11 protein-coding genes and 1 pseudogene are annotated in these 12,277 nt (G+C 33.8%); 1 reads left to right on the top strand and 11 read right to left on the bottom strand.

Going from position 1 to position 12,277, the window contains the following annotated elements; genetic code table 11:
- Positions 1 to 183: transposase (locus KFV02_RS11050; protein ID WP_252381615.1), on the top strand; the 183-nt coding region annotated here is incomplete at its 5' end.
- A 316-nt stretch (positions 184 to 499) separates the two neighbouring features.
- Here the strand turns inward: KFV02_RS11050 and KFV02_RS11045 are convergent.
- The 11 genes and pseudogenes from KFV02_RS11045 to KFV02_RS10995 all read right to left on the bottom strand — a co-directional run.
- Positions 500 to 1,228 (bottom strand): annotated as a pseudogene (locus KFV02_RS11045) (helix-turn-helix domain-containing protein); the annotation flags it as partial.
- Positions 1,229 to 1,896: 668 nt separating this feature from the next.
- Positions 1,897 to 4,014: a hypothetical protein gene (locus KFV02_RS11040; RefSeq protein WP_252381614.1), complete on the bottom strand. Its 2,118-nt coding sequence runs from the start codon at positions 4,012 to 4,014 to the stop codon at positions 1,897 to 1,899.
- Between the two features lies 1 nt (position 4,015).
- Positions 4,016 to 4,705 carry a class I SAM-dependent methyltransferase gene (locus tag KFV02_RS11035; RefSeq protein ID WP_252381613.1) on the bottom strand — a complete coding sequence of 230 codons (690 nt, stop codon included), beginning with the start codon at positions 4,703 to 4,705 and terminating at the stop codon, positions 4,016 to 4,018.
- Positions 4,706 to 4,721: 16 nt separating this feature from the next.
- A complete protein-coding gene (locus tag KFV02_RS11030) occupies positions 4,722 to 5,849 on the bottom strand; it encodes a glycosyltransferase family 4 protein (RefSeq protein ID WP_252381612.1) in 1,128 nt (375 codons plus the stop codon).
- 1 nt (position 5,850) lies between these two features.
- The gene (locus KFV02_RS11025; RefSeq protein WP_252381611.1) at positions 5,851 to 6,768 is read right to left on the bottom strand and encodes a hypothetical protein; all 918 of its coding nucleotides are present in this window, start codon (positions 6,766 to 6,768) and stop codon (positions 5,851 to 5,853) included.
- Positions 6,769 to 6,821: 53 nt separating this feature from the next.
- Positions 6,822 to 7,904 carry a glycosyltransferase family 4 protein gene (locus KFV02_RS11020; protein ID WP_252381610.1) on the bottom strand — a complete coding sequence of 361 codons (1,083 nt, stop codon included), beginning with the start codon at positions 7,902 to 7,904 and terminating at the stop codon, positions 6,822 to 6,824.
- A 151-nt stretch (positions 7,905 to 8,055) separates the two neighbouring features.
- Positions 8,056 to 8,988 carry a glycosyltransferase family 2 protein gene (locus KFV02_RS11015; RefSeq protein ID WP_252381609.1) on the bottom strand — a complete coding sequence of 311 codons (933 nt, stop codon included), beginning with the start codon at positions 8,986 to 8,988 and terminating at the stop codon, positions 8,056 to 8,058.
- Between the two features lie 357 nt (positions 8,989 to 9,345).
- Positions 9,346 to 9,981 carry an adenylyl-sulfate kinase gene (gene cysC / locus KFV02_RS11010; protein WP_252381608.1) on the bottom strand — a complete coding sequence of 212 codons (636 nt, stop codon included), beginning with the start codon at positions 9,979 to 9,981 and terminating at the stop codon, positions 9,346 to 9,348.
- Positions 9,982 to 10,061: 80 nt separating this feature from the next.
- Complete coding sequence (locus KFV02_RS11005; protein ID WP_252381607.1) at positions 10,062 to 10,229, bottom strand: hypothetical protein; 168 nt, start codon at positions 10,227 to 10,229, stop codon at positions 10,062 to 10,064.
- A gap of 371 nt (positions 10,230 to 10,600) precedes the next feature.
- The gene (locus tag KFV02_RS11000; protein WP_289510155.1) at positions 10,601 to 11,374 is read right to left on the bottom strand and encodes a transposase; all 774 of its coding nucleotides are present in this window, start codon (positions 11,372 to 11,374) and stop codon (positions 10,601 to 10,603) included.
- A gap of 396 nt (positions 11,375 to 11,770) precedes the next feature.
- The gene (locus tag KFV02_RS10995; RefSeq protein WP_252381605.1) at positions 11,771 to 12,067 is read right to left on the bottom strand and encodes an ATP-binding protein; all 297 of its coding nucleotides are present in this window, start codon (positions 12,065 to 12,067) and stop codon (positions 11,771 to 11,773) included.
- Between the last annotated feature and the right edge of the window lie 210 nt (positions 12,068 to 12,277).

The following is a 12,277-nucleotide window of genomic DNA, read 5'->3' as shown; positions in this document are numbered from 1 at the left end:
TCTTTGAAAGACGCCAGGGAAGTGATAGCGGGGTACGTTAAGCATTACAATACAGTACGTCTTCACAGCGCTATCGGGTATATTAGCCCTGAGGCAAAACTTAAGGGCCGAGAGGAACAGATTTTCAAAGAACGTGACAGGAAGTTGGAGGCTGCCAGGGCGGCCAGAAAGGCAAAAAGGTAATACCTGACTTGCTGAATCTGCAAGTAGAGATGACGCAGAGGCTTCATCGACATGTCTCCAACAAAAAGATTTTTAATGGCTGGTAGTAATCAACTTTAACTAACTAATTTGACGACGGCAAAATTCCAATTCCAGGAGAAGCATTACACGGGAACAATAGATAAAATTTTTAATATCTTATTGCACATGATAGACCTCCTCAAAAATTTTGGAGGTCTTAACCTATTTTTTGCCCGAAAAAAAGCCTAAAATTTCACAAAACTATCATATTCTTTCCTAAAAATTAAACAATAACTTTTTTGGTGCGTTTGCCCTGGTCCACTGTTGTAGCTGCATTGGCAAAGTTCTCCTGAATGCCACTCAGAAATGAACGGGACATGTCGCAAACTACCTCGGCAATATTTGAGGCTTTTCCTCCGTGTTCTCTCAGATGGTTGCTGAATCGTTTCAAGCAGTCTTTGCCCTTGCCTGGGGTAGCGAAAATGACCGGCCTATCTTTTCGGTCAAGGTCAATAAAAACGGTCACATAGTTGTGTCCCTTTTTTGAAGATGTCTCATCGAGACCTACAGCCGTGACCGAAGAAAAATCCAGTTTGGACAAGGCCTTGGAGACATAATGGTTGACCACACGCCATAATCGCTTGTCGGTTACCTCTATTATACGAGCTGCTGCGGAGACCGGCATTTCTCTGACCAAAGCCAGGGCAACCTGCTCAAAAAGAAGCGTGAATTGACTACCTTTACGAGCCCAGGGGACCTTGGTTCTCTTGATTCCATGCTTGGGGCATTTGATACGAGGAACATTGGCTGTCAGGTAGCAATGGTGCTGAAAAAAGTTGAGGTGACGTCATGTAAACTCTTTAAAGTCATGAGCCTTGCACAAAGCGCCGCACTCAGGACAGGGATATAATGAACCTCTTTCAGCGCCGATTCTAATATCAAGCCTGTGAGGATTAACACTGGTATCCAGGTGCTGGTCAATAATCTTCCACGGTGCTGTCAGACCTAGCCCCAAGGTTAACAGTTCATTGGCTGATGAACTCATGGTTATCTCCTCCTTTTAAAGGCTGATTGAGACCGAGAGATAACCACTATTTCAAAGAACATCAAAAACTAATATTTCCACATCAGACGTCGAAGAACCGAAAAAATTACAAACAAATTCAAGGCCACAACTCAAACTCGTCAAAAGTCAAAACAATTAGCGGATGCACTCGAACGCTCCTAACATTAAAATAAGGTCTTGGTTTAGGGGCCTAAACTTGATGAAATGCTCCCTCTGTTCTTCCAGAAGATGGCTATTGAAAATACTAGTGCCTCAATCAGGCTGGACAATCAGGATCGGAAAAGGAAGCTCATCAATCATTTTATACAAAAAGTCAACGCCTGATAATTAAACAACATGTATTACTAAATATCAAAATAATAATTTCTAACATGTTACATTACAACAGTCAGACTCTATTTGCTCTCAATACAAAGTTAACTGTTAGGCTGTATACTTTTTTATCAATCTATCGCTAAGATTTTAAACTAACCAGATGAGTGAATAGTCGTACCTTTAGTTATATCATCATAATCAACTGATGCTTATTTCAAGATATGAATAGAGAAGAATCGGTAAATTCAACAGCAACCGTCGAGATCTAAAATGTAATATTATACATTGTAAAAAATTGGTTTGTGTAAGAACAAAAAATCATAAAAAGAAATTTAAAAGCTTTTGTATTTCTTGTACATGCAACATACAATAAAAAATGATAAAGTGGTTATAAATAGTCCAGCTTTAAAATAAGTGCGCCATATTTCTGGCATATATTTAATTTGAACAGTCAAATTTCCATTTGGCTTAATATAAAAACCATTAATTATTCCTAATACAGGGATTGCGTTCACTTGATCAATTACTTTTCCATCTTTATAAATTTGTGCCTGCCAAAAATTGTCGTATGGCTCAGTAAAACTAAGAAGGAATGATTTCTTTGATTTGATTTGTAACTCCCAATATTTTGAATCAATTTTTTTACAATTCATTATTTTTACCTGAGTTTCACTAGCCTTATGGATTAAATCTATTAAAAAATGAGAAAGGTTAAAAGATAATAGGTTAAATCCATTGACATCAAAAACTTGTACATAAGCTTGGTTTTTAAAAATGATAAAATCGTGGGATTTATAAATAGGTACAAAAATTTTAGACAATAATCTTTCGGCTTTCCTTCCATCATCCCATGATGATGAATTTAACTTTTTATGAGAAGAATCAAAATCCTTCCGCAAAATAATATAGTTAACCCCTAATATATTTATAATAGTTTCAAAATTGCTAATATTATTAGTATCTATCAAAAATGAGATATATTTTCTAACATCGTTACTTAAATGAACTACATTTAGACTAGCAGATGAGAGCTCCGGCAAATTGTGATAATAATACTTAGATTTTTCTTTAGTAAGCCAAAGTATCTTTTCTCCATTATTATCCAATGATCGATGTAAGTAGGATATAATATTTGAAAGATCGTTTGGATATTTTATAAATTTTAGATGACCATTTAAATCTCCTGTTAAAATTGGCCACCCCCAGAAAAAAGGCAATACCATAAAGCAAATTAAGACAATCGATATAGAGATATTGGAAGCAAGTTTTATTTTTTGACAAAGTAAATGCATTCCATGCAAATAAAGGATACTTAAAGCAATAACCACGAGGCCTGTATTCTTATAAGGATCTCGTATAACCCATCCCAAAGGTAGATTTAAAAATGCCAACTCGTATATTTTCCCAAAAAATGGTGCCTTTGTTCCACAAGAAATTAGAATTGAAGATAGGAATATTAAATTGAAAAAAAGGAAATAGAATTTTTTTTTATATTTTTCATCATAAAATAGTACAAATAAAAATATAAAAGCAATGAGAAATAATGGTATTACTTCCCACAACTCAAGGGATTTCATAAAATTTAGACTATAATTAGTCAAAATGCTTGAGTTTTTTTCAGCCCAAGGATATGAATTAGTAAGCTGGAAAACGTTGAGAATACTCCCTCTTCGAGAAAGAAAGTGGACATTTTGCGGTATAATAGGATAACTTGGGCTTTCACTACCTAAAAGAATAATTATTGAAAATGGTGCAACCCAAAATGCATTTAACAAAACAATTAAAATAAAAACTAAGATATTTTTTTTTGTGAAAATTTTTATTAAAAATTTTTTTCCGTAACAAATTGACTTTAATCCTAAATATATTAAGAATAAAAATGTAAAGTAAATTATTAAAGGTTGTATTGAGGATGCTATTGCACAAAATAATATGCCCATAAAAATAAGTCTCCTAAAAGAAAATGTACTATGCAATTCCTCATCTAATTTGGCTATCATGAGGTATGAAGCAGCCAACCCTAAAACGAGCCAATAATGATGGTGTGCTTTATTTATTGTCCAGGGATTAAAAAGAAAAATAATAGCACCATAAAAAGAATAGAATGATAAAAGTAAATTTTGAGCGTTAAATAAAATTTTCGAGAGAAAATACTTGTGAGCAAAGTATACCCATAATAAACTTAAATAAAGTATTAGAACAGTAAATAACTTTTCGGCAAGAAGATCGCCGCATATTTTACTCAAGCAATAAAGAGGCAATAAAAACGGAACCTTAGGAAGCTGATAAGCATTTTTTAAATGGTGAAATATGTGCTCATTTACGGTAAAGGCAAAACGAAAATCGCCATGGATCAGAATGTAAGGTGAAAATACAAACTTCCACCAAAATAAAAGAGAAAAAAGTAATAAAATAACTAGAAAAAATACCTTAGCCTTGCTGTCATTCATTTTAACGAACTTTTTTTGCAAAAAAATATAATCTGCCACGCCGTGAAAAAAATTTACCGAATATATATCGTAACGGTTCTTCGAGAATGAAGCATATTTTATTTGAAATCGGGACACAAACTTTGTGTTTATGTGCAATAAGATACTTTAAAAATGATGGCACATACTCTTTTTTTAATCCGAATCCATTTTGTTTGAAGACTTTCTCCCAATAAGCTAGTGGTCTTACATTAATGTGTGTCAAGTCATAAATCCAATTCCCAATATGTGCACTATTTGGTGTAGTTAGAATCAAATATCCACCTTTTTTTAAAATCCTATTTAACTCTTTAAAAGCCACATCTGTTTCTTTAGGATGGATATGCTCTACTATATCAAAAACCGAAATCACATCGAATGCTTCGTTTTTATATGGAATGTAAGAGATAGAGCCTGCAGTTACTCTAGAACGAAGATTAAAGTTCATGTCTTTAAAAGCTAAACTCGAAATATCAATTCCATAAGACTGAATTTTATTATCTAAAAGTTCCTGAACTAAATATCCTTTGGAACAACCTATATCTAGCCACTTAATATTTTTTTGCTTTATTAAAAATTGAATATACTTTATCATATGGAATTTGGAAACCCACTGTGCTTCTTGATGTCTATAATAATCTTCATTATATTCATTTAAAGTCTTTTTTTTCATTTTACCAGCTATTCCTTTAAATAAATTTGTTTATAAGATCTTCAAAACATTTTAAGTGTGTATTTAAATTATAATTCGCCGTTGCTTTCCAACACTCATTACCTAAATCTATATATTCCTTACTTTGAATAATTCTATTAATCCTTTCTACCCATAAATGAATATCATTCTTGGGTAAAGCTATTTTATCTCTTAAATCATTACTCACTATATCTAAAATTCCAGATGTGTCCGCTACTAATATAGGACATCCAGCAGACATAGCCTCAAGCGCACTCATGTTAAAATTTTCATGGCCGGGATACACGAATAGACATGCGTTTTTGTATAAACTTAACAATTCATCGTCAGATGGCGAAAAAATAAATTTTACTTTCTGGTGATTTGTTAAATTTTTGTATAGCCTTAAAATTTTTTTAAAATTGTTGTTGTGAGGATGACCATAACCAGCAATAATTAATGGAAAATTTAAGCGCTTAATTATATTATATAAATAATAAAAGGCTTCATGGTCTATTCTGCCGACAATAAGTAGATATTCTTGCTTATCTTGAACAATTTCTTTTTTTTCTAGAGGTATGTTTAAGGTTGGATATAAGATCTTAATTTTATCGTTGATGGTATTAGTAGTTAGATAGTGATTATGAAAAATTTTCTTTAAAGTTATTTGACTATTAACTATCACCAAATCTGAATATTGCAAAAATTTATCTTCATATCGCCTTGCTAATTTTTTAAAATTAAACAATATATTATAAATGCTTCCAAATATAGGGTACACCAACGAATCATGTAGGTAAAAGACAAATGGAATATTATATTTCTTTTTAAATTCTAAAGCAACTCTAGCTCCTGGATTGTTATGTGCTATTATTAAATCACTTGATTTCACGTCTTCTACGAAGTGTTTGCTAAAGACAATATCGCCCATTATCCGCGTACAGCTTTCTGACCTAAAACAAGATGTATATAAAGGCCTAATACCATACTCATCAAAAAGGCTCCAATATTTATTAGGTTGACCAATAATAGAATAATAAAGGGAATTATGCTTCTTTTTTCTCAAAAAAGCAGTATGAATCAAGGCTGTCCTATAAACTCCGCCAGGTACACACGATTGAGTTACAGAAATTATTTTTGCCATGCTAAAATCGATAACCTGAAGACTCTATCACATAATTCCATTCAGGTTCAATTTGAAATTCCTTAATTTTTTTTTCCATTTTTTTTATCAAAAATTGATTATACTGACCTACAAACTTCTTACTAATCATATTAGCAAAATTTTTTTTAAATTTTAAACCACTAATTTTTTCTAGATAACTAAACGATCCCAAAGGATCGTTTACTAACTGCTCATATATGACTAAATTTCCCTTACATTTTTCCAGTTGTTTTATTGCAATATAATTACATATAGTCCAATTCACTAAAAAAATTCCAAAAGTATCGTTCCAATGTCTCATTTTAAAAATGATATCTTCCCATTTAGAAGGTTTGCCAAAATACTTGAATATGAATTCTAATCCTTTATCCATAGCAAATGCTTTTTTTAAAGGAAGTAAATTGAATTTTCTTAAAATATCAGCTATAAAAACAATTGCTTTACTTCTTTTTTTTCTGTAAGTATTAATTATGTCTAGATATGTGTCTAGTGGGTTGCGAATTATATGAACACAAGGAATACTGTAATAGTTTGCTACTTTTTCCAATACAAAATGCATTCTATTAGGTTGTAAGACTACTTGAGCTCGGAGACCATGAAAGATATCAATATAATCTATAACTTGTTTTGAATTAAGGGGAAAGATTTGATTTATACATGGATGCTCTTCTCTTAATTTGTCAATGAAGTTTTCTCCATGTAATAAATATTCATCCCATAAGCATGTACTATGTACCCTATCAACTAAACCTATTTTATGATTACCTAAGTAAAAAAAAAGATCATTATGTAAGGGCTCATAGAATACAGCTTTTTCTTTATTGCTTAGTTTTATAATTTTATACAAAAGAGTACTTCCGCTCCTAAAATATCCATTTAAGACAAAAACTAAAGGCATTATCTATTCTTCTCCTTCTTGTTAGACTATAACACTTTAAGCTCATTGTATTTCTAGATCGTAATTTTAATCAGCCTCTCAAATTCATCTGCACTCCTGTCCCAGCTAAACTGCTTTGCCCATTTAATAGCGTTTTGGCTTAATTGTTTTCTAAAAGACACATTTTCCAGAACATTTATTAAAGCATCAGCAAAAAACTGGAGATGAGGTTTAACCAATATGCCATTATATCCATTTTTTATAGAGTCCCTTAAACCAGGAATATCATATCCAACAGCAGGTGTTCCCAATGCATTGGCATCTGTAACTACCTGTCCCCATCCTTCCCGAACTCCAGGCACTGCAATAACCCATGCTTTTTTTACTAACTCGTCTTTTGTATTTTTGTCTACATATCCCCAAAACTTCACTCCTTGAACATTTTTGTCCTCTAATTTGGCTCTCATATATCCATCGCCGACCATCCATAGTTCAGCTTCTTTTATTTTTTTTCTTACAATTTTAAATGCCTCAATCACATCCTGTGGTTTCTTTGCTTTTTTCATACGACCAACAAAGATCACCACAGGTTTATCACTTTTTTTGGGAATTTTATCCAGAGGCTGTACGTTAAGACCATTGTGTACAACGAAAATATTTTCAAAACCCCATTTTTTTAAATCTTCCTTTGTTGAATTGGAAACTGTAATAGTTGGCACATTCTTATATTTTTTTAACCAAATTTTCTCTAAAAAATGGTAACCTATCAAATTTATAGGCGATGGCGTTTCATAAAACCAAAACTCTCTTGCTAATTGATGAATTAAAGCAACTGTTTTTTCCCCTTTATTTACGAAATCAACCGCAAAAAAAGGTCTTGTATTAATTTCGTCTATAACTACATCAAACCTTTGTTTAGCCAGAAACTTTTTGTAATATTCTTTTCCCTTCCAATATACCGAAAATTTACTTCCTGCTCTAATAATTTTAACACCATCAATATATTCCATTTTTAAACCATTCTTAAACATTGAAGTAAAAAGTGTTACTGAATGGCCTCTATGCACTAATCTTTTTGCTACCTCATGAGTGTAAACTTCTGCCCCACCAGCCCCGGGTTTTTTAATATCACGCCAATTAAAAATTAAAATTTTCATTCTATACCAAATCTCACTTTTCCATTCAGTATATAAAATACTCTTAGATATATATTCTTTGTATAGATATTTACTCTGAGCAATAGAACTTAAACTCTAGAATAATATAACGCAAAGGCAGGATATTAGAAAATAGCATATAAGATTCATATTACAGACCTATACGCTCTTGAACAATATAAAGAGGACGCCGGACAACTTCTGTATGGATGTGACCTATATAAAGAGCAATTAGGCCTATTGCTGCAAGCACTATACCAAATAAAAATGTATTCAATACCACAAAATAAGCAAGAATTGTATATACTTGCCCTAGGAAAAAATGGGAAATAAGCATGTAAGTTAAAAGTAATATCGTAAACAAAATTATCGCAACTCCCAGGTAACCTGCAATACGAAGTGGAAAAAGAGAAAAACTTGTAAAGGAATTAATTGCAAGATCAAACAGCTTCCGAAAGTTAAAATTAGAATGACCACTATTTCGATTCGGAGCCGAAAATACAACATAGGTTTTCTTGAATCCCATCCAATCAATCAGGCCCCGGAAAAATCTGGTCCGTTCCTCAAAGGTATTGAGTACATCCAGGACTTTTCTGTCTAATAACCTGAAATCTGTAGAATTAGGTTCAATGTTGATATTAGAAAAGCGATTTAACAAATAATAGAAAAGTTTGGCACCAAGCCTACGTATGGCAGAATATTGAATAGTTTTTCGTTGCGTAGCCACGATAAGAAACCCTTGCTCCCACTTTGCCACCAAATCACGAATTAGGAGGGGTGGATGCTGCAAATCAGCATCAATAAAGATAACTGCATCCGCATCATTAACTGACTCAGCTCCGGCAGTTAAGGCAACTTCTTTCCCAAAGTTTCTGGATAGACATATTCCCTTAACCCTTGAATCTCTCTCAGCTAATTGCTTAATTATCTGCCAGCTATTATCCTCACTTCCGTCATTAACAAACAAAAACTCCCATGTATAATTATCCAACCCTTCAATCACGGCACAGGTAGATTCGTAAAAAGCATTAATATTATCCGCTTCGTTGTAAACAGGAATGATAAGAGTGATTTTTTTACTCATTTATTGGGACAAAAGGTTAAGAGACTAATAGATTTATAGGTTGACAGGAAAACAAGTATAAAAGCAATGCGTTTATAAAGATGCGTATGCAAAAAAACTAATTTTGTAATTTCAATAAGTAAATGTCTTTTACAGCCTGAAAAATATGCCCCCAACCAGGGCCACCGTTAGCAGTTGGTAGAGAACATCTAGGGTATAAATTACCTCACCTTTACCTTGATTTTTCTGTTGCATTTTTTCTTTTTTTAACGGACAAAGTTATTAGACTTTTTGAAGTCAATAATCAAGTAAGACCTCATGCCTCGGCTCCCATCCCAACTCCTAAATTAAGGATTAGGTGTTAGGCTCTGGTCCCCCCTAATTCCTAAATCTCAAAAAATCTCTACTTTTAAGAAACTCTAGAACCAGCACCGCGGCCTTTTCAGGATCACAATGCTCGGTATCTATAACCAAATCCGGGTTATCTGGCACTTCATACGGCGCAGAAATACCAGTATAGTTCTTTATAATTCCGGCCCTGGCTTTTTTATACAGTCCCTTGGGATCGCGGCGCTCACACTCCTCAACAGAACATTTGACATATATTTCAATGTAATCATCATTTAACTTACTTCTCACATAGGCTCTGTCTTCATTATAAGGAGAAATAAAGGCTGTCAAAACAACAAGACCTGCATCAACCATGAGCTTGCACACTTCAACAATACGCCGTAGGTTTTCTTTTCTATCCTCACGGCTAAACCCAAGATCAACATTAAGACCATGGCGAACATTATCGCCATCAAGCACATAAGTTCTTATTCCTTGCTCATGGAGTTTCTTTTCCACCAAGTGGGCAATGGTTGATTTGCCAGAGGCTGAAAGGCCAGTAAACCAGATCAGGCCGCTTTTATGCTTGTTCAAACGATTTCTATCAGCACGCTTAACATAGCCATTATGCCAGACTATATTTAATGTTGAATGTTGAATGTTTGAGGTTGAATTATTTTTCATTTGCATGTCCGTTTTTTACTATACTGGCTAATATTTTCATTATACTTTCTCTTCAAATAACATTTTTGCCTGTGATTTTTTTATATAGATATATACCCACTATCTTTTGGCAAAGCATTGGAGTCTGACCCATCTAACTGAAATGGTTCTGGCTTTTCAACCATTCTGGAGACCAGGTACACCCCATCTTCTATCTCCCTGCCATCTATAATACCGTATTTACGTTTGATCTTGAGACACTTCTTCAATTGCCACAATAGAGCATTGATAGCTTTTATATAACTTTATCATTTGCTTCAGGACGCCATCCCCCCTTCATAAACGCACAATAATGCGGATTGTCGGATTGGGGTCTTTGTCGGATTGGGGTCTCGGATTGGGGTCTGTCTCGGATTGGGGTCTGACCCCTCTAACTGACTGAAATAATTTACTTTTTGCCTCAAAAAATGCCTATTTTCACCCGTTAGATACATTTTTTTCTCTCTAAATCGAACAAAAATTAACCTAACCACTTAATATAACAAACAATTTACCCTAATTTTTTGATAAATCACAGACTTACTATCTATTACAAAAATAGGGCAAAAACTAACTCTAATTACCTTAGAGCTCGTTGCCTTCAAAGTTCTGGAAATATATCCCACTCAAGCGTATTATCTTCTTTAAAGCACTCCTTCCCATATTCTGCTGGTTCCTCTTTTAACACACATTCCCTGGTCTCTTTTGCACTCAATCCTTTAACAAAATACCCTAATTTACTCTTTATTTCATTAACATATGCTTCATTACCAACTGCAGGTTGCGTTGTCCAGATATCATCACGCACCAAACTTCCCTTGCGTAATGCTTCATCTATCCACAGTTTATACTGATCGCTTAGTATCTCCTCGCCTATATTTAACAGCTCCGCCAAGTCTTTTCGAGATATTATCTTATACCTTTGCTTTGGTTTCACAATCTCATGATAACCACAATCTTTCCACTCTCCCGGATGATTTACTACTTTTGCCCTGCACATATTCAGATCCATATACAGCAAACATCTCACTAAATGTTCATCCCTCTGTACTGCTGTTGCATGATAGCGCTTCTCCCAAAACGCTCCTTTTCTATGTTTGCGCTTATTATACTCTTGACCAGTTCTTCCTGCCACAAGTTGCATTAAATGAGGAATACCATCCATACTTTCCGGTGCAAGTAGCAGCAAATGAATGTGATTTGATGTAACCATAAAATTTAACACTGCCACTTCATAACGATTAGCACCCTCAAACAACCACTTAACCCAATATCTTCGAAAAAAAGCATATCTCAACAAAAAATCTCTATTATGGCACCTATGAGTTATATGCCAAACATTTCCCGGTATGAAATACCTAAGAGGTCTCGCCATGACGAAAAATTAATTTGTTCTTTAAGTTGAGACAGAATCATATACAAAATTAAGCTAGGCTTTATTCTTTCCTAACTTGGTTATTTGAGGTGCATCCGATAGCTACACTTGCTATTTATAGAAGCTTTTTAACCGCAGACCCACGCAGACGGACGCAGACAAGAGCAACCGGCGACTTGCCGGTCGCACTACTTGTCCCGGCCTTTTAGGCCGTAAAGGGAAAATTTAGGTTTCGGCTTTTATCGTATTAGATACGGTTTACTAGTAGGTCCGTAAAATGATGCTTGTTAAGTTAAGTTTAATAACGGACCTTTGGGCCGTCAGTCTTTTGTTCGGCAAAGTCTGCCGAACAAAAAGGTCTGCGTGCGTCTGCGGTTAAAATAACCACTGGCCTTCTCAATTTGTTTTTTTTAGCCAATATTCAAAAAGTGGATCTTGTAAGTAAAATTTTCCATTTGAATGGTCGATCATATCCTTTTGTAACAATCCTTCCACTGCTCTTTTTAAACTTGAGGCATCGAAATTAAACTTTAACATATTTTCTTTTGAATAGATCTTTGTACCATTGGCATCAACAATTAATTTTAACGCTCTTTTTTGATTTTGAGTAAGTAAATCCCATTCAACAAAAAACATATCATTTTCTCTTTCTAAAATAATTTTTACAGTATTTTCTAGCAATCTATCAGACACCTTATTGTCACACAAATTCCAGAGCTCATAAGCAATTTGCTGGGTATAATAAGGAAATCCTTTTGTAATCTTAAATATTTTTTCAACATGCTTATCATCTATGATTTTGCCTGTTTTTTCAAATTTTTCTTTTCACTAGTGTCCGGTTTAAATTTAACCAAAAGAGCAGATAAGATAGAGTTATCAAGCAAATTTAAGTGATCTAGATTG

The organism is Desulfovulcanus ferrireducens (assembly GCF_018704065.1).
Classification (GTDB): Bacteria; Desulfobacterota; Desulfovibrionia; order Desulfovibrionales; family Desulfonatronovibrionaceae; genus Desulfovulcanus; species Desulfovulcanus ferrireducens.
This window is presented reverse-complemented; position numbering and strand designations above follow the sequence as displayed.

Coding starts and splice junctions, on each gene's coding strand:
- KFV02_RS11040 (WP_252381614.1), bottom strand. CDS start 4,014: ATGAATGACAGCAAGGCTAAGGTATTTTTTCTAGTTATTTTATTACTT.
- KFV02_RS11035 (WP_252381613.1), bottom strand. CDS start 4,705: ATGAAAAAAAAGACTTTAAATGAATATAATGAAGATTATTATAGACAT.
- KFV02_RS11030 (WP_252381612.1), bottom strand. CDS start 5,849: ATGGCAAAAATAATTTCTGTAACTCAATCGTGTGTACCTGGCGGAGTT.
- KFV02_RS11025 (WP_252381611.1), bottom strand. CDS start 6,768: ATGCCTTTAGTTTTTGTCTTAAATGGATATTTTAGGAGCGGAAGTACT.
- KFV02_RS11020 (WP_252381610.1), bottom strand. CDS start 7,904: ATGAAAATTTTAATTTTTAATTGGCGTGATATTAAAAAACCCGGGGCT.
- KFV02_RS11015 (WP_252381609.1), bottom strand. CDS start 8,988: ATGAGTAAAAAAATCACTCTTATCATTCCTGTTTACAACGAAGCGGAT.
- cysC (WP_252381608.1), bottom strand. CDS start 9,981: ATGAAAAATAATTCAACCTCAAACATTCAACATTCAACATTAAATATA.
- KFV02_RS11000 (WP_289510155.1), bottom strand. CDS start 11,374: ATGGCGAGACCTCTTAGGTATTTCATACCGGGAAATGTTTGGCATATA.